This window comes from Bradyrhizobium sp. Pha-3 (assembly GCF_042258325.1).
GTDB lineage: Bacteria > Pseudomonadota > Alphaproteobacteria > Rhizobiales > Xanthobacteraceae > Bradyrhizobium > Bradyrhizobium elkanii.
Window position 1 is genome coordinate 7,536,646 of sequence record NZ_CP170151.1, and the last position, 20,767, is coordinate 7,557,412.

The 20,767-nt window shown below is 65.4% G+C and carries 20 protein-coding genes; 9 read left to right on the forward strand and 11 right to left on the reverse strand.

From position 1 onward, the window contains the following. Positions 1–55: 55 nt before the first annotated feature. The 4 genes from ACE10X_RS35975 to ACE10X_RS35990 form a co-directional block, all read right to left on the reverse strand. The gene (locus tag ACE10X_RS35975) at positions 56–934 is read right to left on the reverse strand and encodes an SMP-30/gluconolactonase/LRE family protein (RefSeq protein WP_375764638.1); all 879 of its coding nucleotides are present in this window, start codon (positions 932–934) and stop codon (positions 56–58) included. A 35-nt stretch (positions 935–969) separates the two neighbouring features. Next, positions 970–2,040 (reverse strand): aldose epimerase family protein, encoded by a 1,071-nt coding sequence (locus ACE10X_RS35980; RefSeq protein ID WP_375763551.1) that lies wholly within the window; start codon positions 2,038–2,040, stop codon positions 970–972. A 2-nt stretch (positions 2,041–2,042) separates the two neighbouring features. Continuing rightward, the gene (locus ACE10X_RS35985) at positions 2,043–2,972 is read right to left on the reverse strand and encodes a Gfo/Idh/MocA family protein (RefSeq protein WP_375763552.1); all 930 of its coding nucleotides are present in this window, start codon (positions 2,970–2,972) and stop codon (positions 2,043–2,045) included. A 237-nt stretch (positions 2,973–3,209) separates the two neighbouring features. Continuing rightward, the gene (locus tag ACE10X_RS35990; protein ID WP_375763553.1) at positions 3,210–4,235 is read right to left on the reverse strand and encodes a histone deacetylase family protein; all 1,026 of its coding nucleotides are present in this window, start codon (positions 4,233–4,235) and stop codon (positions 3,210–3,212) included. A gap of 181 nt (positions 4,236–4,416) precedes the next feature. On the opposite strand from ACE10X_RS35990, the gene ACE10X_RS35995 reads away from it, so the two are divergent. After that, the gene (locus ACE10X_RS35995; protein ID WP_038382447.1) at positions 4,417–5,028 is read left to right on the forward strand and encodes a TetR/AcrR family transcriptional regulator; all 612 of its coding nucleotides are present in this window, start codon (positions 4,417–4,419) and stop codon (positions 5,026–5,028) included. A gap of 3 nt (positions 5,029–5,031) precedes the next feature. Here ACE10X_RS35995 and ACE10X_RS36000 read toward each other — a convergent pair whose 3' ends face one another. Next, positions 5,032–5,982: a fatty acid desaturase gene (locus ACE10X_RS36000; protein WP_375763554.1), complete on the reverse strand. Its 951-nt coding sequence runs from the start codon at positions 5,980–5,982 to the stop codon at positions 5,032–5,034. A gap of 14 nt (positions 5,983–5,996) precedes the next feature. Continuing rightward, positions 5,997–7,028, reverse strand: coding sequence for an alpha/beta fold hydrolase (locus tag ACE10X_RS36005; protein WP_375764639.1), 1,032 nt, complete (start codon positions 7,026–7,028; stop codon positions 5,997–5,999). Between the two features lie 213 nt (positions 7,029–7,241). On the opposite strand from ACE10X_RS36005, the gene ACE10X_RS36010 reads away from it, so the two are divergent. The 7 genes from ACE10X_RS36010 (at position 7,242) to ACE10X_RS36040 (ending at position 15,705) form a co-directional block, all read left to right on the forward strand. Continuing rightward, positions 7,242–8,579 (forward strand): MFS transporter, encoded by a 1,338-nt coding sequence (locus ACE10X_RS36010; protein WP_375763555.1) that lies wholly within the window; start codon positions 7,242–7,244, stop codon positions 8,577–8,579. A gap of 302 nt (positions 8,580–8,881) precedes the next feature. Beyond that, positions 8,882–9,787 carry a LysR substrate-binding domain-containing protein gene (locus ACE10X_RS36015; RefSeq protein WP_028333278.1) on the forward strand — a complete coding sequence of 302 codons (906 nt, stop codon included), beginning with the start codon at positions 8,882–8,884 and terminating at the stop codon, positions 9,785–9,787. 124 nt (positions 9,788–9,911) lie between these two features. After that, positions 9,912–10,853 carry a 5-dehydro-4-deoxyglucarate dehydratase gene (gene kdgD, locus ACE10X_RS36020; RefSeq protein ID WP_375763556.1) on the forward strand — a complete coding sequence of 314 codons (942 nt, stop codon included), beginning with the start codon at positions 9,912–9,914 and terminating at the stop codon, positions 10,851–10,853. A gap of 31 nt (positions 10,854–10,884) precedes the next feature. Continuing rightward, complete coding sequence (gene gudD, locus ACE10X_RS36025; protein ID WP_375763557.1) at positions 10,885–12,240, forward strand: glucarate dehydratase; 1,356 nt, start codon at positions 10,885–10,887, stop codon at positions 12,238–12,240. Between the two features lie 18 nt (positions 12,241–12,258). After that, on the forward strand, positions 12,259–13,707 hold the full coding sequence (locus ACE10X_RS36030; RefSeq protein WP_038382441.1) for an aldehyde dehydrogenase family protein: 1,449 nt from the start codon (positions 12,259–12,261) through the stop codon (positions 13,705–13,707). Positions 13,708–13,896: 189 nt separating this feature from the next. Then, on the forward strand, positions 13,897–15,438 hold the full coding sequence (garD, locus tag ACE10X_RS36035) for a galactarate dehydratase (RefSeq protein ID WP_038382440.1): 1,542 nt from the start codon (positions 13,897–13,899) through the stop codon (positions 15,436–15,438). A 93-nt stretch (positions 15,439–15,531) separates the two neighbouring features. Next, positions 15,532–15,705 carry a hypothetical protein gene (locus tag ACE10X_RS36040; RefSeq protein ID WP_225158646.1) on the forward strand — a complete coding sequence of 58 codons (174 nt, stop codon included), beginning with the start codon at positions 15,532–15,534 and terminating at the stop codon, positions 15,703–15,705. Between the two features lie 28 nt (positions 15,706–15,733). Here ACE10X_RS36040 and ACE10X_RS36045 read toward each other — a convergent pair whose 3' ends face one another. After that, positions 15,734–17,239 carry a CHAD domain-containing protein gene (locus ACE10X_RS36045; protein ID WP_375763558.1) on the reverse strand — a complete coding sequence of 502 codons (1,506 nt, stop codon included), beginning with the start codon at positions 17,237–17,239 and terminating at the stop codon, positions 15,734–15,736. 93 nt (positions 17,240–17,332) lie between these two features. Next, a complete protein-coding gene (locus ACE10X_RS36050; RefSeq protein ID WP_304496987.1) occupies positions 17,333–17,590 on the reverse strand; it encodes a hypothetical protein in 258 nt (85 codons plus the stop codon). 217 nt (positions 17,591–17,807) lie between these two features. Here ACE10X_RS36050 and ACE10X_RS36055 point away from each other — a divergent pair, with 217 nt between their 5' ends. Next, positions 17,808–17,984, forward strand: a complete 177-nt coding sequence (locus ACE10X_RS36055) for a hypothetical protein (RefSeq protein ID WP_162832403.1) — start codon at positions 17,808–17,810, stop codon at positions 17,982–17,984. A 48-nt stretch (positions 17,985–18,032) separates the two neighbouring features. Here ACE10X_RS36055 and ACE10X_RS36060 read toward each other — a convergent pair whose 3' ends face one another. The 3 genes from ACE10X_RS36060 to ACE10X_RS36070 are packed head-to-tail and all read right to left on the reverse strand — an operon-like array spanning position 18,033 to position 20,751. Continuing rightward, positions 18,033–18,905: an ABC transporter permease gene (locus ACE10X_RS36060; RefSeq protein WP_038382436.1), complete on the reverse strand. Its 873-nt coding sequence runs from the start codon at positions 18,903–18,905 to the stop codon at positions 18,033–18,035. Further along, positions 18,902–19,735 carry an ABC transporter ATP-binding protein gene (locus ACE10X_RS36065; protein WP_375763559.1) on the reverse strand — a complete coding sequence of 278 codons (834 nt, stop codon included), beginning with the start codon at positions 19,733–19,735 and terminating at the stop codon, positions 18,902–18,904. Before ACE10X_RS36065 ends, ACE10X_RS36060 begins: the two co-directional genes overlap by 4 nt. Then, positions 19,732–20,751: an ABC transporter substrate-binding protein gene (locus ACE10X_RS36070; RefSeq protein ID WP_375763560.1), complete on the reverse strand. Its 1,020-nt coding sequence runs from the start codon at positions 20,749–20,751 to the stop codon at positions 19,732–19,734. Before ACE10X_RS36070 ends, ACE10X_RS36065 begins: the two co-directional genes overlap by 4 nt. Between the last annotated feature and the right edge of the window lie 16 nt (positions 20,752–20,767).

Below are 20,767 nucleotides of genomic sequence, written 5' to 3' on the forward strand. Positions count from 1 at the left end.
GTACTATCGTCCAAATAATCCGGTCGCGTCAACGACGCCGCGCGGCACCCATCCGTCAGGATAGTTTGACGTTAGGCTCGGCGCGACCGCGCGCGGCGGCCTCGAGCAGGAACGTCCTGCCATGCTCGGGATCGGCCGCACGCTGCGCCTCATCCATGTCCTGCCAGGCCGAGGTGACCAGCACACGCGAGAAGTCGCGGCCGACGAATGCCGGGCAGCTCGATTGCCTCGCCGGTACGCGCAGCGAACGCAGATGCCGGCCGGTGGGATCGTAAACGTCGACGCATCCGCCGCCCCAGCGCGCGTTCCAGATCATCCCGTCGGCATCGACGATCGCGCCGTCGAGGCCGCCGCTGCCTTGGTGCCTGATCAATTCGGTGGCCTCGCCGACCGGCAGTCCTGTTGATGGATCGAGCGGCACGCGATGCAGCACGTTGGTCGAGGTATCGGCGAAATAGCCGATGTCGCCCGCGGACGAAAAGCAGATCGCATTCGGGATGGTGATCCCGGGATACAGCCGCACGATGCGACCCCGGTGCAGCGCATAGATCGCGCCGGCACCCTGCTCGGCATGGCGCCCCATGGTGCCGAGCCAGAACGTGCCCGACGGATGCACACGCGCATCGTTGGAGCGCGTCAGCGGATTGTCGGCCTCCAGCGCGGCGAACAGCTCCAGGCGGCCGTCGGCAACGTGCCGGACGTAAAGTCCATCTTCGGTCAGGATCAGCTGTCGCTCGCCGTCGATCCGCGCTAATGCACTCGCCATTCTCGGCAATGCGTGAATGACGGTGCAGCCACCGGCAAATCGATGCTCGAACAGGCGGCGCTCGCGGATATCGAACCACCAGGCGGTGTCGGTCACCGCATCATAGGTCGGGCCTTCGCCGAGATGGCAACGCTCCGCCGACAGCACGGATGTCGGCACCTCTTCCATCGGCGGCTCGGCGGCACGGTCGGTCATGGCATCACTCACGCGGTTGAGAAGCGGTAGACGATGCTGCGCCGATAGAGCTGCCCCGGATCGAGCCGCGCCGACGGGAAGTCGGGTCGGTTCGGCGTATCCGGCCAGGCATGCGGCTCGAGACAGAGCGCGTCGGATTGCCGGTACAGACGTCCGCCCTTGCCGGCGGTCGAGCCGTCGAAGAAATTGCCGGAATAGAACTGCAGTCCCGCCTGATCGGTGAAGAGCTCCATCACGCGGCCGCCGTGCGGCGCTTCGAGGCGCGCAGCAAGGCGAAGACCCGTCCCTGAGGCCAGACAGAAATTGTGGTCATAGCCGCGCCCGAGCCGCAGCTGCTCGTCATTCATCCTGATCCGCGCGCCGATCGCCGTGGGCTTGCGGAAGTCGAGCGGCGTACCGTCGACCGGCCGCGGCGGGCCCGGAAGCGGGATCGCCGTGGCATCCACCGCGAGGAAATGGTCGGAGGCGATCGTCAGGCGGTGATCGAGGATCTGCATGCCCGAGCACGCGCCCTCGAGATTGAAGAAGCTGTGATTGGTGAGGTTGAGGCAGGTCGGCCGATCGGTCGTCGCCTCGTAGGTGACCGAGAGCTCCGTCGGACTGCGCACGCTGTACGTCACGCGCACCGCGAGGTTGCCCGGATAGCCCTCCTCGCCATGCGGGCTCTCGCGCGCCAGCACCAGCGTCGGCTCCGGATCATCCGATAGTTCGGCGATCCGCCACAGCTTGCGATCAAAGCCCTGCAGGCCACCGTGCAGCGCGTTGGGGCCATTGTTGGCGTCAAGCCGCACGGTCTCGCCATCGAGCACGAAGCGCGCGCCGGCGATCCGGTTGGCGTAACGTCCGATCGTCGCACCGAAGAATTTGCGCTGTGCGAGATAGCCGTCGAGCTCGTCGTGGCCAAGCACGATGTCGTCGCAATGCCCGTCACGATCCGGCGCGAGCAGCGCCTGCAGCGTGGCGCCGAAGGGAAGGATGGCGGCCTCAAAGCCATGTTCGCCGCGCAGCGTCACGCGCTCGACCACGGTGCCGTCGGGCAATGTGCCGAAGGGCGCGCGACCGATTTTGGCTGATGTCATTTTCAGTCCTCGAACGCCTCGACGAGGCGCCGTCGCCCCAGCATGAAGCTATCGGCGACAAGCCGCAAGGGCGCGAGGTCGACATCGGATTTTCCTTCCGAGGTCAGCGCGACGAAACGGCGGTACAGTGCGGGATATTCCTCATCTGGCGCATCGACCACCAGCCTGCTGCCATCGCGCAGCTGCCTTCCACCTTTCGACAGCGTCACAGGCCCGGCCTCTGTCTCGCACAGGATGTCCCAGCTCGGCGGTCCGGTCTGGCGGAAATCGAATTCGGCGTGGATCGGCAAGCCGCTCGCATCCGAGAGTTCGATCTCTGCCGCAATCGGCGCCTCCCGATTGGAGGGAAAGTCCAACGCCGCGCTCCTGACAAAGACCGCACGCGGCAGGATCTCGGTCAGGATCGACAGCGCGTTGATGCCGGGATCGAACACGCCGAAGCCACCCGCCTCGAAGATCCAGGCTTGGCCCGGGTGCCAGACGCGCACGTCTTCCTTCCAGGTGATGGTCACCTTGTTGATGGTGCGTCTCGCGAGCAATTGCCGCGCCGGGCCGACCGCGGCCGCATAGCGCGAATGCCATGCGGCAAACAATGTCCGGCCCGCCTCCTGCGCGGCCGCGATCAGTGGCGTGAGTTCGCTTAACGTCGCGCCCGGCGGCTTCTCCAGCAGCACATGCTTGCCCGACGCGAGCGCGGCGGCGGCCTGCGCATGGCGCATCTGCGGTGGCGTACACAGCGCGACCGCGTCGATCTCCGGCCCGTCGCGCAACAACTCCTGCAAATCGCGGAAATGCGGCAGGCCGGGCGGGGTCTTGACGGGATCGGCCACCGCAACGAGAGCCACGCCTGACGTCTTCGCGATCGCAGGCACGTGCTGCCGGCACGCGATCTCGCCATAACCGACGATGGCGATGCGAAGCAGGTCACTCATGGCCGTCCTCGCGTTGCTGTCCACCTGGCCGGCTGAAGCCGCCAGGCAGAATCATAAGCCAGCGCCGAATACCAACGGCATGATGTGATTTTGGTTGCGGACACGCAAGTCCACGACGCTCTGTTGCGCGCCGCGCGGCCGGGGCATCGGTTTTGACCAATCAAGGCCGATGCTCCGGATTCCGGCCTTGACGCGCTTTGTTCGCGCGGACCGGTCGCCACCTCGCCCGAAACCGCGCTAGCGCGCGGCCTCAAACCCGCCGAGCACCGCCGTCAGATTGGCGCCGAGGATGTCGGAGAGATAGCCGCCCTCCTGCACCAGCACCGTCGGCAGTCCAAATCGGGCAAGTCCCTCGCCGATGCGGCGGAAGCCGTCGGTGGTGACGGCGAGACCGGCAAGCGGGTCCTTCTCGGAGGCGTCGAGACCGAGCGCGACCACGAGCGCGGTCGGGGCGAAGGAGCGGATCGCCTTCTCCGCCGCTGCAAGCGCCTTCATGTAGTCGTCGTCGCCGGTGCCCTTGGCCAGAGGAATGTTGAGGTTGGTGCCGAGGCCGCCTCCGGTGCCGCGCTCATGCGCATAGCCCCAGACGAAGGGGTAGAAGAACGACGGATCGGCGTGGATCGAGACGGTGAAGACATCCGGCCGCTCATAGAAGATGCCCTGCGTGCCGTTGCCGTGATGCACGTCGACGTCGAGCATCGCGACGCGCTCATGCTTCTGGCGCAGATGCTCGGCCGCAATCGCGCTGTTGTTAAGGAAGCAGAAGCCGCCGGCGAGGTCGCGATAGGCGTGATGGCCGGGCGGACGGCACAGCGCGTAGACGGCGTCCTCGCCGTCCAGCACCATCTGCGCGGCGGTGGCCGCGACGTCGCTCGCGGCGCAGGCGCCGGCCCAGGTGCCGGGACCGATCGGGGCCGCGGTGTCCATCGTGTGCCAGCCGAGCTTGCCGACGATATGGGCAGGATACGTGCCGGCATTGCGCACCGGATGGATGTTCGCGATCATCTCTGGCCCGGCATTGCCGAGCGCCGACCATTCGTCCCAGGCGTCCGCGAGAAAGCTCAGATATTCCGGACTGTGCACGCGCGCCCGCGGCCCCTGCCCGAACCTGGTCGGTTCGATCAGAGTGTGCTTGCCGGCCTTGAGGCCCGCCAGCAGGCGGTCGGCGCGTTCGGGCTGTTCGGTGGTACGCTGGACCACACCGCGGACCAGGAAGAATTGCGGATCATGGCTGCGGTGCAGATCACTGTAGACGGCCTTCACGGGGACACTCCTGTTCGATCGGCGGCTGAGCTGGAAAGAGCGAGGGCAATGTGCCGCACGCAAGCTTCGGCTTGCGCGTTGTACACTATCAGTGACGGCGACGATCTGAAACCGAGCGCGATTTCATGCTATGCCCGCATGCAGCGCAATGATTGAAAGACGCAGGACGCGAAGTCCGGCCATGGCCAGCGGCAAGACGGAGACGGAGGAAGCGGCAACGGGGCGGCGTGGGCGGCCGCGCTCCGCCGCGACCACGGCCGCGATCCTGGAAGGCGCCTATCAGCTGATGGCGACGACCGGCCTCGCCGCGACCACCATCGACGCGATTGCCAGACATTCCAACGTCTCGAAGATGACGATTTACAAATGGTGGCCGTCGCGCGAAGCGTTGCTGATCGATGCCTTCCTCGACCAGGCCTCGCGGGCCGTGCCGCTGCCTGAGGCGGGCAATCCGGTGGCCCGAATCCGCCGCCACGTTGCGACCTATGTCGAGGCGTTGCAGGGCGAGTTCGGCCGTGTACAGCTCGCCGTGATCTCGGAATGCATCTCGAAGACCGGCACGGCGGAACTGTTCTACGAGCGTTACCTCGGCCTGCGCCGCAGCAAGATGCTGGAGATCATCGCGGCCGGCCAGAAGGATGGCAGCATCGGCGCGCCGGGCGTCCCCGGCGATATCTATGACGCCATCTATGGCAGCCTGTTCTACCGCTACGTCTTCGGCATCAAACCGCTGACGCCGGCCTACGCTCGCAATCTCGTCAATCTGGTGCTGCGGCCACGCACGGACGCTTGACTATCAAGCAGAGCGCTGGCGCTGACGGCGAAACCAGACCCAGGTCTCGCGCGTGACGGCCCGGTAATTGCTTCCGCGATACACGATGTGGCGATCGACGATGGCGTTCAGCTTCGGCAGCGCATGGAATGGCACCGTGGGATAGGCGTGGTGCTCGACATGGTAAGGCATGTTCCAGGCGAACCATTTCATGATCCTGCCGGTCATCGTTGTGCGCGTGTTCTCGAACGCGCTCCGCGTCCGCTCGCAACCGGTGTGCTCGGCATAGAGATAGGGGCGCAGGATGAGCTGACCGGCCAGGAGCGGCACGATCCACACCCAGAGCAGGATCGCACTGTGCAGCGCGAACGATGCCGCGAGCAACAGCAGATAGCCCGCGAGATAGAGCCTCGCCTCCAGCACGATCGAGGCGCGCTTGTGCTCCGGAATCCACGGCACAACCACCTTTCCGGTGAGTGCATGCCAAAACATCAGGCGGATGCGAACCAACACCTGCAGCAGTCCCGAATAGGCGATCGCAAGCTGGGTATCCGACGCGGGCTTGGGGCCGACGATCAGCTCCGGGTCTTTCTCCGGATCCTGCGTGTAACGGTGATGGTCCCAGTGAAACAGGCAGTAATACTGGTAGGGCAGTCCGATCATGAAGGCGGACAGATTGCCGACGACAAGATTGAGCACTGGACTGCGGAACGCGGTCTTGTGCGCGGTCTCATGCACCACCATGAACAGGAACGCGACGAAGTAGCCCTGCAGGGCAATCAGCGGCAGCGCCCATGGCAGGCCGTGGCGCGACGAGACCAGGAAGATCAGCGCGCCGACGGTGACGATCATCCCGTAATGGCTTGCCGCACGCACCGTGCCGGCAAGGTTCGACTTGGTCGACAAATCGCGCAAGGTCAGCGGGCTGAGCGGCTTCACGCGGGGTCCGGCGTCACTGGTCTCTGCGGTGCTCATGGTCGTCTCACCTGTCAGCGTTGCAGCAGCGCCGAGATTTCGGCGTTGATGAAGGCGCGGTCGTCGGCGTTGTTGGCGGGATTGCCGGCCCGGTGCCCGTGGATCGACGGAATCGCGTGCAGCGCGGCCGAGCGTGCGTTGACCAGGCGGCCGAGTTCATCCTCGTTGTCGCGCGGATCGAAATAGCGATCGGTACGCCCCGGCATCAGCAGGATATGCGCCCTGATCGCGGCCAGCGCCCGGTCGAAGTCGCCGCCGAATTGATCGCAACGGCTGATATCGCCGGCCTGCCAGATCGCGATCTGCGCCAGCAGATCATTCGCATCGCGCCGTGCGAAGGCACCGTCCCAGGATCCCGCGAGATAGTGCTCGAGCGACTTGAATCCGGCCTCGCGCCAGACTTCCTCGCGATAGAACTCATGCGACATCGCCCAGCCTGCGTAGACGCGCCCCATCGCACGAAGGCCCGCCGCGGGCTTGCTGACGAAGCCGCCGTCCCGGTAGGCCGGGTCGGCGGTCAGCGCGGCCTTCACACCTTCGAGGAACACATGATTATACGGCGAGCACCGCGCGCTGCCGCAAACCACGGCTGCGCGCTCCACCATGTCGGGATAGCGTGCGGCCCAGTGATAGGCCTGCATACCGCCCATCGACCAGCCGTAGACCAGCGCGAGCCTGGTCACGCCGAACCGCTCGACCAGCAGCCGCCGCTGGATCGCGACCGCGTCATGATAAGTGAAGGCGGGAAACGGCGCGGCGCCGAGCACCTCGGCCGAATTCGACGGCGAGGACGACAGGCCATTGCCGAACAGATTCGCGATGACGATGAAGTAGTGCTCGGGATCGAGCGCGCCGCCCGGCTGCACCAGCCATTCGATGTCGGTGTGCTGCGCGGCAAACGACGTCGGATAGAGGATGACGTTGTCCCGCGCCGCGCTCGGCGTGCCATAGGTCTTGTAGGCGAGCCGCAGCTGCGGAAACACGGCGCCGCCCTGCAGCGTCACATCACCTGCCTCGAACACCTCATAGTCGCGCGGCGTGGTCATCAGCATTCGACCTCGAGCAGCCGGCGCAACGCTGCGCCCTTAATAACTGTACTATTGGTACACTAAATACGAAACCCTGGCCATAGCGGCAAAGGTGGAATGACACCGGGCCGATCCATTCAAAATCGGTATGGATCAATACCCGTTTCGGCTTGGACCCATTGTCGTCATCTCTCTAGGACAGACCCCGAGGAAATTTTCGAGGAGGCGCTAATGAGCGCAATTGTGTCCGCCACAGACACGCGGCGATCCCGCGTCCGGCTCTTGATCGTGACGATGCTGTTTCTCGTCACCACCGTGAACTATGCCGATCGCGCCACGCTCTCGATCGCCGGCCCCGCGCTTTCCAAGGAACTGCATCTCGATCCCGTCGCGATGGGCTACGTGTTCTCGGCGTTCGGCTGGTCCTATGTGGTCGCCCAGGTGCCGTGCGGCTGGCTGCTCGACCGCTTCGGCTCCAAATGGGTCTATGCGATCAGCATCATCGTCTGGTCGATCTTCACCGCGATGCAGGGCCTGGTCGGGTTCCTGTCCGCGGGCACGGCCGTGGCCCTGCTGTTCGCCCTGCGCTTCCTGGTCGGCATCGCCGAGGCGCCGTCATTCCCGGCCAACGCCCGCATCGTCGCCTCCTGGTTCCCCGGCAATGAACGCGGCACCGCTTCGGCCTTCTTCAATTCGGGGCAGTATTTCGCCACCGTGATCTTCGCGCCGCTGATGGGCTGGATCGCCCATGAGTATGGCTGGCGCCATGTGTTCTACGTGATGGGTGCGCTCGGCATCGTCATGGGCATTGCCTGGATCAAGACCATCTACGAGCCGAAGGAGCACCCCGCGATCAACGAGGCCGAGTTCGACTACATCAAGCAGGGCGGCGCGCTGGTCGACATGGACGCGGCGAAGGCTGGCAAAACGCAGGACAACGGCCCCAGCTGGGACCACATCCGCCAGCTGCTCGGCAACCGGATGATGCTCGGCGTCTATATCGGCCAATACTGCATCGACACCCTGACCTACTTCTTCCTGACCTGGTTCCCGGTCTATCTAGTGAAGGAGCGTGGGCTGTCGATCCTGCAGGCCGGCTTCGTCGCGACCTTGCCGGCGCTGTGCGGCTTTATCGGCGGCGTGCTCGGCGGCGTGATCTCGGACTACATCCTGCGCCGCACCGGCTCGCTGACCATGGCGCGCAAGATCCCGATCGTCGGCGGCATGCTGCTGTCGATGTCGATCATCGCCTGCAACTATGTCGACGGCCAGGCGCTGGTGGTCGGCTTCATGGCGCTTGCCTTCTTCGGCAAGGGCATCGGCGCACTCGGCTGGGCGGTCGTCTCCGACACCTCGCCGAAGGAAGCCGGCGGCGTTTCCGGCGGTCTGTTCAACACCTTCGGCAATCTGTCCTCGATCACGACGCCGATCATCATCGGCTACATCCTGGCCGCCACCGGTTCGTTCAACGGCGCGCTGGTGTTCGTCGGCGCCAACGCGCTGGTCGCGGCGATCGCCTATCTGTTCATCGTCGGCGAGATCAAGCGGGTGCAGTTGAAGGCGGCCTGAAGGCGACGGGTCATGCGACGGCTTATCCCCCTCATCCCCGCGCAAAGGCTTCGCCTTTGTCGCTGGAGGAGCCCGCGCAGCGGGCGTCTCGAAGGATGCAGGCCACAGACCGGGCCTTCATGGTTCGAGACGCGCGTTCCGCGCTCCTCACCATGAGGGTCTGAGATTTTCGAAACGCGGAACGGCGGCTTCGGCCGCCGTCTTTGTCTGCTTCTTTGTCTGCTTTTTGTCTTCTTGGCCAGTGGGAGGCATCGATGCTAGAACGCACAAATCCCCGTTCGATCCATTCCGGGTTAGCATCGATGTTCGACCTGAGCCAGCTCCGCTGCTTTGTCACGGTGGCCGAGGAATTGCACTTCGGCCGCGCCGCGGCGCGGCTCAACATGACGCAACCGCCGCTGAGCCGGCAGATCCAAGTGCTCGAGCACATCATCGACGCGCCGCTGCTGGAACGCACCAGCCGCTCGGTGCGGCTGACGCCGGCCGGACGCAGCTTCCTGCCCGAGGCGCGGCGCATCCTCAAGCTCGCGGAATCCGCCTCGCAGGTCGCCCGCCGCATCGCGCTCGGCAAGACCGGCTCGCTCAAGATCGGCTTCACCGCGGCGGCCGCCTACGGCTTCCTGCCCGACCTGATCGCGGCCTGCCGCTCGCGCCTGCCCGAGGTCGATTTTTCGCTGAAGGAGATGGTCTCCGGCGATCAGTTCGAGGCGCTCACCACCGGGCAGATCGATGCCGGCCTGCTGCGCCCGCCGATCGCGCGGCCGGAATTCGCCAGCCGGCGCGTCGTGGCCGAGCCGTTGCTCGCCGCGATCCCGAAGAAGCATCCGCTGGCCGCGGCCGAGACCGTCAGCATCAAGGATTTCGACGACCAGCCCTTCGTGATGTATTCGCCCTATGAGGCGCGCTACTTCCACGATCTCTTGGTGTCGATGTTCACACGCGCCGACGTGCTGCCGCGCTATGTCCAGCATCTCAGCCAGATCCATTCGATCCTCGCCATGGTGCGCGCCGGGCTCGGCGTCGCGATCGTGCCGGAAGCGGCCGCCAGCCTGAAGATCGCGGAGGTCAAGCTGAAGCCGCTGAAGCTGCGATCACCCGTACCGGTCGAGCTGTTCATGGTGTGGCGGCGCGATCACGAGAACCAGTTGCTGCCTTCACTGATCGAGATCGCAACCGAAATCGCAGCGCCGCATCTGCGCGGCGATTGATGCAGATTGCGCATCGCTCGATACCGCGTTTGGCTTGGACGCGCATCGAAGCATTCCCTAGAAATCCCGCCATGGACGCGCGCTGCTCGCGCATCCCGTTCCCAACATCATAAGGAGTGGCGCCATGAGCAAGATGACCCCTCAGGAGATGGCCGCTAGAATCGGTGGCGGCCTCCTGTCCTTCCCGGTGACCCCGTTCAACGCGGACTATTCGTTCGACGAGGCGACCTATCGCGCCAACATGGACTGGCTATGCGGCTATGACGTTGCCGGCCTGTTCGCCGCCGGCGGCACCGGCGAGTTCTTCTCGCTGACGCCGAGTGAAGTTCCCCACGTCGTGAAGATCGCGGTCGACGAGACCAAGGGCCGTGTTCCCGTGCTGGCCGGCACCGGCTACGGCACCGCGATCGCGCGCGAGATCGCGGTTGGCGCCGAGAAGGCCGGCGCCGACGGTCTGCTCTTGCTGCCGCCCTATCTCACGCATGCCGAGCAGGACGGCCTCGCCGCGCATGTCGAGGCGGTGTGCGCGTCGGTCAAGATCGGCGTCATCGTCTACAACCGCGACAATGCGATCCTGCAGCCCGATACGCTGGCGCGCCTCTGCGAGCGCTGCCCGAACCTCGTCGGCTACAAGGACGGCATCGGCGACATCGAGCTGATGACCCGCGTCCACACCCGGCTCGGCGATCGCCTGACCTATATCGGCGGCCTGCCGACCGCGGAGACCTTTGCCCTGCCCTATCTCGACATGGGCGTGACCACCTATTCGTCGGCGGTGTTCAACTTCGTGCCGGAATTCGCCACCAAATTCTACGCCGCGGTGCGCCGGCGCGATCATCAGACCATCCATGCAGGCTTGAAGGATTTCATCCTGCCGCTGATCGCGATACGCAACCGCAAGAAGGGTTATGCGGTGTCGATCATCAAGGCCGGCATGAAGGTGATCGGTCGCGATTCCGGCCCGGTGCGGCCGCCGCTCACCGACCTCACCGCGCAGGAGACCGCCGAGCTCGCCGCACTGGTGGCCAAGCTGCCGCAGGCCGCCGCGCGGCAGGCGGCAGAATAAGCCGAACGGCCAACAACGAAGGGAGGAGCAGATGATCCAGGACACGATCCGCACCGGCTTTGCCGGCGCACCTGTTGTCACGGCGATGGAGGTGATCCCGGTCGCCGGCCGCGACGGCATGCTCCTCAATCTGAGCGGCGCGCATGCGCCGTTCTTCACCCGCAACCTCGTTATCCTCACCGACAACTCCGGCCTCACCGGCGTCGGCGAGGTGCCGGGCGGCGAGAAGATCAAGAAGACGCTCGAGGACGCCCGCGACCTCGTCGTCGGCCAGACCATCGGCGCCTGCAACAACATCCTGGCCTCGATGCGCCAGGCCTTCGCCGACCGCGACGCCGGCGGCCGCGGCAAGCAGACCTTTGACCTGCGTGTCACCATCCATGCGGTCACGGCGGTGGAATCCGCGCTGCTCGATTTGCTCGGCCAGCATCTCAATCTCCCGGTCGCGGCGCTGCTCGGCGAAGGCCAGCAGCGCACCAGCGTCGAGACGCTCGGCTACCTCTTCTTCGTCGGCGATCGCAAGAAGACCAGTTTGCCGTATGTCGAGGGCGAGACCGGCAAGCCCGACTGGTTCGACCTGCGCCATCAGGCGGCGATGACGCCGGATGCGATCGTGCGCCTCGCCGAAGCGACGCAGGCGCATTACGGCTTTGCCGACTTCAAACTCAAGGGCGGCGTGCTCAGGGGCGAAGAGGAGATCGAGGCCGTCACCGCCATTGCAAAACGCTTTCCGAAGGCGCGCGTCACGCTCGACCCGAACGGCGCCTGGTCGCTCGACGAGGCGATCCGGTTGTGCAGCAACATGCATGGCGTGCTCGCTTATGCCGAGGATCCCTGCGGCGCCGAGGCCGGCTTCTCCGGCCGCGAGATCATGGCCGAGTTCCGCCGCGCCACCGGGCTGCCGACCGCGACCAACATGATCGCCACCGATTGGCGCCAGCTCTCGCATGCACTGCGGCTCGGGGCGGTCGACATTCCGCTCGCCGACCCGCATTTCTGGACCATGCAGGGCTCGGTGCGGGTGGCGCAGACTTGCCGCGACAACGGCCTGACCTGGGGCTCGCACTCCAACAACCATTTCGACATTTCGCTGGCAATGTTCACCCATGTCGGCGCCGCCGCGCCCGGCAAGGTGACCGCGATCGACACCCACTGGATCTGGCAGGACGGCCAGGCGTTGACCAGGGAGCCGCTGCAGATCAAGGGCGGCAAGATCGCGATCCCGGATCGGCCGGGCCTCGGCATCGAGCTCGATCGCGGTGCCATCGAGGCCGCGAACGCGCTATACAAGCAGCATGGCCTCGGCGCCCGCGACGACGCGCTGGCCATGCAGTACCTGATCCAGGGGTGGACCTTCGACGACAAGCGTCCCTGCCTCGTGCGCTAAAAAAGAAAGGTTGGAAACATGACCGCTCACCAGAAGAACTTCATCGCCGGCGAATGGGTCGACGGAACAGGCATCACGCGGGACATCAACCCCTCCAACACCAAAGACGTGGTCGGCGAATACGCCAAGGCCGACAAGGCGCAGACTGAAAAGGCGATCGCAGCCGCGAAGGCCGCCTTCCCGGCCTGGGCGCGCTCGACGCCGCAGGAACGCTTCGATGCGCTGACCAGGATCTCCGTCGAAATCCTCGCCCGCAAGGAAGAGCTCGGCCGCCTGCTCGCCCGCGAGGAGGGCAAGACGCTACCGGAAGGCATCGGCGAGGTGGCGCGCGCCGGACAGATCTTTGCGTTCTTCGCCGGCGAAGCGCTGCGACTGATGGGCGAAAAGGGCGCATCGGTGCGCCCCGGCCTCGACGTCGAGATCACCCGCGAGCCGGTCGGCGTCGTCGGCATGATCACGCCGTGGAATTTCCCGATCGCGATCCCGGCGTGGAAGATCGCGCCGGCGCTCTGCTACGGCAATACCGTGGTGTTCAAGCCGGCCGAGCTGGTGCCGGGCTCCGCCCATGCGTTGTCCGAGATCATCGCGCGTTCCGGCGTACCGGCCGGCGTGTTCAACCTCGTGGTCGGCTCGGGCTCGGTGGTCGGCCAGACGCTGCTGGATCATCCCGACGTCGCCGCGATCTCCTTTACCGGCTCGGTTCAGACCGGCCGCAAGATCGCGCAGGCCTGCGTGCTCTCCAATCCGATGAAGAAGTTCCAGCTCGAGATGGGCGGCAAGAACCCGCTGGTCGTGCTCGACGACGCCGACGTGAAGGTCGCGGTCGAGGTCGCGGTCAACGGCGCCTATTTCTCGACCGGCCAGCGCTGCACCGCGTCCTCGCGCCTGATCGTCACTGCGGGGATTCACGACCGCTTCGTTGCCACGATGACCGAGCGCATGAAGGGGCTTTCGGTGGACGACGCGCTGAAGAGCGGCGTGCATGTCGGCCCTGTGGTCGACCAGAGCCAGCTCGACCAGGACCTCCGCTACATCAAGATCGGCCAGGATGAAGGCGCCCGCCTGCACTGGGGCGGAGAGCTGCTCAACCGCGAGACGCCCGGCTTCTATCTGCAGCCGGCGCTGTTTACCGAGGCGACCAACCAGATGCGCATCGCCCGTGAGGAGATCTTCGGCCCGGTCGCCTGCGTGATCCGCGCCAAGGATTATGAGGAGGCGCTGGCGATCTCGAACGACACCGAGTTCGGCCTCGCCTCGGGCATCTGCACGTCAAGCCTGAAATACGCCTCGCACTACAAGCGCAACAGCGAGGCCGGCATGGTGATGGTCAACCTGCCGACCGCCGGCGTCGACTACCACGTCCCGTTCGGCGGCCGCAAAGGCTCGAGCTACGGCGCACGCGAACAGGGCGCCTATGCCCGCGAGTTCTACACCACGGTGAAGACGGCTTACACCTTCCCGGGCTGAAGCAGTTGGGACAGAGTGCAGCCTCGTAAGACGCCGCGCCCCCTCTCCCGCTTGCGAGGGTTGGGGTGGGGGCTCTCCCCGCGAGTCATGCAGTGGAGAGAGCCCCCACCCGGATCGCATCATTCGATGCGATCCGACCTTCCCCGCAAGCAAGCGGGAGAGGTGACGTGAAGCCAGGAGGAATACGGCATGGACCAGTCGATCGGCGCGCAGGAGCAGCCCCGCTACATCAAGCTCAACGAGCGCGACAATGTCGCGATCGTCGTGAATGATTTCGGCCTGCCCGCCGGCTCCCGCTTCGCCTCGGGCCTGACGCTGCGCGCCTTCGTGCCGCAGGGCCACAAGACCGCGCTGGAAGACATCGCCGAGGGCGCACCCATCATCCGCTATGGCGAGGTGATCGGCCATGCGCTGTCGCCGATCCTGGCCGGCGAATGGGTCGACGAGGCACGCATCCGCATGCCCGACGCGCCGCCGCTCGATCAGCTCGAGATCGCGACCGCGGTGCCGCCAGCGCTGCCGCCGCTCGACGGTTTTACCTTCGAGGGCTATCGCAATCCCGACGGCTCGGTCGGCACCAAGAATATCCTCGGCATCTCCTCCTCCGTGCAATGCGTCAAGGGCACGATGGAATATGCGGTCAAGCGCATCCGCGCCGAGCTCTTGCCGAAATATCCCAACGTCGACGACGTCGTGCCGCTGACCCACGCCTATGGCTGCGGCGTCGCGATCACGGCGCCCGACGCCGTGGTGCCGATCCGCACCCTGCAGAATCTCGCGCTCAATCCGAATTTCGGCGGCGAGATCCTCGTCGTCGGCCTCGGCTGCGAGAAGCTCGCGCCGGAACGGCTGGTGCCGGAAGGCGTCGGCGATGCCATCGTGCGTATGCAGGACGAAGCGTTTGACGGCTTCGGCGCCATCGTCGACGCCATCATGACCCAGGCGGAAGCCCGGCTGAAGGTGCTCAACGCCCGCAAACGCGAGACCTGCCCGGCCGCCGATCTTGTGATCGGCCTGCAATGCGGCGGCAGCGATGCGTTCTCCGGCGTGACCGCGAACCCCGCGGTGGGCTTTGCCGCCGACCTGCTGGTTCGTGCCGGCGCGACCGTGATGTTCTCGGAAGTGACCGAGGTGCGCGACGCGATCCAGCTTCTGACCCGCCGCGCCGTCAACGAGGATGTCGGCCGCGCGCTGATCCGCGAGATGGAATGGTACGACGCTTATCTTGCCCGCGGCGGCGCCGACCGCAGCGCCAACACCACGCCGGGCAACAAGAAGGGCGGTCTCGCCAACATCGTCGAAAAGTCGCTCGGCTCGATCGTCAAGTCCGGCTCCGGCCCGATCGCGGGCGTGCTGTCGCCGGGCGAGAAGGCGCGGCAGAAGGGCATGCTGTTTGCCGCGACGCCGGCGAGCGACTTCATCTGCGGCACGCTGCAGCTCGCCTCCGGCATGACCTTGCAGGTGTTCACCACCGGCCGCGGCACACCGTATGGCCTGGCCGCCGCGCCCGTCATCAAGGTCGCGACCCGCAGCGAGCTGGCACGGCGCTGGAAGGACCTGATCGATTTCGACGCCGGCTGCATCGCCACCGGCGAAAAGACAATCGAGGAAACCGGCTGGGACCTGTTCCGCCTGATCCTCGACGTCGCGAGCGGGCGGACCAAGCCGTGGTCGGACCGCTGGGGCATCCACAACGATCTCACGCTGTTCAACCCGGCACCGGTGACCTGAGCATCGGCGCCTCCTTAACCACCCGTTAGCCACGTCCTGATCGGCCGGGGAACGTCGCAATTCGATTCAAATTGTCTGGGCATGGAGGCACACATGACCCGGACCATCAATGATCTCAGAGATCAGGCCGACCGCGCCGAGCGGCTGGCACGCACCGGCATGGACTCGTTGACGGCCGAGCGCCTGCGTGCCTACGCGGAGGAATGTCGCAGCCAGATCGCAGCCGCCGAGCGGGAGAGGCAATCGGGGGCATCACCAGCGGCATAGATCTCCGAGGTTCGCCGCCACACGCTCGTCAAAATTTCTCGAGTCCTCGCACTTCCCTGGCGGCGACCTTGATCAGCGGCTTGACCGCCTGTTCCTCTCGGCCGAGCACAACCCCCGAAGCGAAGGCGCTGGCGCGCTCCTTCCGATGCGGGGCCTTCAGCGCCGCATCGACCGCCAGCTTGCGGTGCGCGACAAAATCGTTGAGCGAGCCGAGTGCATCCTGGACCCGCTTCAGGTGCCTGGACAGCCGCGCGAGTTGCCTGCGCTCACCCTTGCGCGAAAACAGGCTTTCGAAGAAATCGATCGCGTATCTGAGCTTCTTGGCCTTGATGCGCACCTTGTGCCGCTCCCGGGCCGACAGTTCGTCGAGACGCCGGCCATCCTTGCGCAGCTTCCTGATGCGGCGATGCAGCAGTGCGGCGGCGAATTCCTCGATCGGACCGCCTTCGTCCTCCGCGGCAATGGTCTGCTTTGCCTCGATCCATTGCAACGTGTCGATCAGCATGGACCGATAGCGCCGCGAATTGACCGCCTGCCGCGCGCCGGCAAAGGCGCGGTCGCGGCGGTCGGAGAATTCCTGCCGGATCGCTTTGCCGCCTCGCCGCAGCAGCGCGTCATGCGACGCAGGCTCGATATCTTCCTTGACGAATACATCAAGCTCGCGCGCCGGTGCGAGCGCGCTGGTGAGCCACTTCAGCTGCGTCTTGATGTCTTCCGTCGGGGCCACGGTGAGGATCTTCGAGAACAGCGAGATCGCGGCGCGCAGCCGCCGCAACCCAACCCGCATCTGGTGAATGCCTTCCGCCTCGCCCTCGCGGACGGCATCGGCATTCGATGAAAAGTGACGAAGCGCGGCGCGCGCGATCACCCGGAACGCCGCGCCGGCGGTAAGCCCGGCGTCGAGCACGATGGCCCCGGCGGAGACGACGACATGCTCCTCGCCATCGGCAAGTTCATAGCCATGTTCGGCTTTCGAGCGCAGATCGAGCTCCGCCGCCGCCTTCCGCTCCAGCGCCCTGGCAACCCGGAACAAGTCGAGCGGGCGGCCGCTCTTGAGTTCGAGTTCGACCTCGTCGATTCGGCGCGAACGATGCCCGGCCGTGGTGTAGCCGCGATCGATCGCGAGCTCGATCTCGCTGCGTTTCGTCCGCAGCGGCACAGTGATACGCCGGACCGACGTCGCGAACATCGGCTTCAGCTTGTGACGCAGCCTGTCGGACGCGAGCTTTTCGAGCGGTGTACCTTCGGCCTTGTCGAGGTCGAGGTGTCCATCCGCAAGGTCGGTCTCCCATTCGCCCCGTTCAAACTGTGGCCCCGCCCCGGACTTGATCGTCTGAACATAGCTGGCGCCATCCCGCCGCACGCGCAATGTCAGTCCGTGCCGCTTCAGCTTGTGCTTCGCGGTGTCGAAATAGGTCGAGACGAGATCGCTCTCGGACGGCGCTCCGCTTTTGCTGCCGGCGATCCGCGGTTTCTTCAGTCCCTTGAGCTTGCGCGCGGGAACGCGGAATTTGAGCTCCGTCTCGGCCGCCATCGTCGCTCCGTGACCTGGGGCACCAAGCAAACGTCCGCCGTGACCAGGTCAGCGACGGACGTTCATGCTCACACAAGATCGCCTGGGTTGGCGTCAATCGTCGTCGTTGTGGATGACGGTCTTGCTGCGATTGCCGAATTCGTCCCGCTTCTTGATGACCGTGGTCCGGTCACGGCGCGGCTCACGTTCCCTGATCACGGTGGTGCGATCACGGTCGCGGTCGCGATACTCGGGCGCCCGACCAACCGTTACGCCCGCGCCGACGGGACCTGCGCGGACACCGATATCATCGGCGAACACAGGCGATGCGATCGCGGTCACCATGGCCGCGGCTAGCAGATACGTCCTCATGCCGTCTCTCCTCCTCCAGTTGCGATGTGAAGGAGGAACGTCGAGTGCGACGGACCGTTCCTGCATCGAACGTGCTGCATTTGCTCACGCGCCGGTGCGAAACATCGCGCGGGAACTCGCTGAACAGGCATTCATCTGTGTGGCGAAATACCCATGTTCCACGCGTTGAATAGCCTGAATTGATGTCCCACGTCCTTAACTAACAGGAGGACGTTCCATGAAACAGTCACAGCACTTCCTCGACAATGCGGAGAACTGCGCGCAGCTTGCCGAGCGTGCCGACGACGAGCCGACCCACAAGCGCTTCAAGCGAATGGAAGCGGCCTGGCGCGCGCTGGCAAAGGAACAGGATTGGCTCGATGGCGAGACTTCGCCAGCGGAAAATGCAGCCTAGATCCAGCCCGGCCGTGGCGATAAATGCGACATCGCCACGGCCCGCGGCCTACTCGGCGCTGCGCTGCCGCTGCCAGCGCAACAGATAGGCCTGCAGCCGCCAGATGATCGCCGACAGCACCACGCCGACCAGCATCAAGACCACGACAGCAACCATCATGCCCGAGGCCTCGCCGCGCGCCTCCGATTCGATGATGAGGCGGCCGATGCCGCGCTCGGCGCCGATGAACTCGCCGACGATCACGCCGATCAGCGCGAAGGAGATCGCAGGCGTCAGCGAGGCGAACACCCAGGCCATCGTCGAGGGGATCACCACCGTCCGGGTGATCTGCCATTCGCTGGCGCCGAGCAGCCGCGCGGCATTGGTGAAGCCCTCGTCGATCGAGCGCGCGCCCTCGAAGGTGTTGAAGAACACCAGGAACACGACGACGATCCACGACGTCACGATCTTCGACATGTCGCCGATCCCGAATGCCAGCACGATGATCGGCGCCAGCGCGATCCGCGGGATCGAATTGACAGCGGTGATGAAGGGCTGAAAGATCGCGCTCAGCCGGTCGGATCGTCCCAGGATCAGCCCCGCGACGAAGCCGCTGACCACGCCGGTGACGAAGCCGAAGAAGGTATTCTTCAGGGTGATGGCGGTCGCGGCCCAGAGGTTGTTCTCGTTGCGCGCCAGGCACTTTCCGAAGTCGCCGTTGAACCAGCTGTTGAAGGCGCCGAGCTTCGAGGTCAGGCAGCTCTGGATCAGGAAGTTGTCGAAGATCATCGACGGCTTCGAGATGAAGTAGGGATCGAGCAGGTCGGGCACCAGCCAAGGCAGTCTGGCGCGGAGGTCGTAGCCCCATTGCCAGACCGACAGCACGACGGCGCAGATCAGGACCTGCCAGCCGACCGTGCCGAGCGTGCCGTACCTCTTCATGCGCTGCGGCCCTTGACGAATTCCTCACCCAGCGAATGCCATATGTGCTGGAACAGCTCGGCATAATGCGGGGTCTCGCGTACCTTCACCGCATCGCGCGGGCGCGCGAAGTCGACCTCGAACATGTCCTTGATGCGACCCGGCCGCGCCGAGAACAGGATGATGCGGTCGGCCAATGTCAACGCCTCGCCGAGATCGTGGGTCACGAACAGCACGGTCTGCTGCTCGCGTTCCCAGATCCGCAGCAGCACCTCGTGCATGTCGATCTTGGTGTGGGTGTCGAGCGCGCCGAACGGCTCGTCCATCAGGAGGATCTGCGGCTCGACGATCAAAGTGCGCATCAACGCCGCGCGCTGCCGCATGCCACCCGACAGCGCCGATGGATAGGCGTTCTCAAATCCCTTCAGGCCCGCTTGCGCGACGCATTCCGCGATGCGCTCCTTCCGTTCGTGAGCCGGCACGCCTGACAGCTCCAGCCCGTAGCCGATATTGTCGCCGACGGACCGCCACGGAAACAGCGTGTCGCGCTGGAAGACATAGCCGACATTGGGCGTCGCCTTGCCGGCGACGACGCGCTTGCCGTCGATGAGGATCTCGCCGCCGGTCGGGCGGATCAGCGAGGCGATCATATTGAGCACGGTGCTCTTGCCGGAGCCCGACGGCCCGAGCAACGCGACGAACTCGCCGCGGCGGACGTCGAAGGTCACATCGCGGACGGCCTCGATCGTGGTTTTGGCGAGTTGGAACGACTTGCTCAGGCCCTTGACCTCGACGCGGCGATCGGCCGGGGCGCGCGGCGACACGGTTGCGCTTGTCTCGAGCGCGCTCAACCCGGATAGGCCTTTCGCGCCGCTTCGATCAGGTTGGAATTGACCACGTCGGCGATCTTGAGCGGCTTGATGCCGGTCATCTCGCGGAACCAGACTTTCTCGCCGCGCGCGAAGCTCGCGGCGTCGATCGAGCCCTCATAATCCGCGACCTTCTGGATCGACGTAATCTCCAGCAGATTGGCCTCGCGCGAGGTGCTGCCGACATAGGGCTCGATGGCGTCGTAGACCTCGGTCGGCTTGTGGGTCTTGATCCATTGCGACGCCCGCCACAGCGCGGTGACGTAGGCCTGCATCTTGGCCGGGTCCTTGTCGATGGTGGCTTGCAGCGTGAAATGCGCGGTCACCGGCACCTTGCCGCCGATATGCTTGTTCCAGATCGCCTCATCGGTACCGTCGAACAGCAACTCGCCCCAGCCCTGCTGCTGTGCCTCGTTCAACAGCGACAGCGAACTGACGAGAATATCGACCTGCTTCGACTTCAGCGATCCCAGCATGGTATCGACATTGCCGGTGCCGATCCAGGTCACCTTGTCGTCGAGCCCCATGGTTTCCATGTAGTAGGACGACCAGACATGGTTGGTGCCGCCGAGCGAAGAGACCGAGACGATCGGCTTGCGGCCGTCGGGCCGCTTCCATTGCGCGAAGGCCTCCAGCGAGTTGAGGCCCTGGTCCTTCAAATCCTTGCGCAGGATGAACATCACCGAGTTCGATCGCGTGTCGACCGGCAACAGCACGCGCGCGGCGCGACCGTGATTGGTCAGCTGCATCGGATGGGTGACGTCGCCGATGCCGATGTCGCCCTGCGACGAGGCGATGATCTCGCGGGTCTTCACACCGCTGCCGCCCTGCACCAGCTTGCAGTCGAGCCCGGCCTCCTTGAAGTAGCCGATACGGTCGGCGACGAACTGCGTCTGATAGACCGGCACCGCGACCGGATAGATCGCGCGGCCCGCGGCCGCCTGCGCCCATGCACGGCCACCCGCCAGCGCGGCGCCGCCGGCGGCGATGACCGTCAAGGCCGATCGCCTTGAA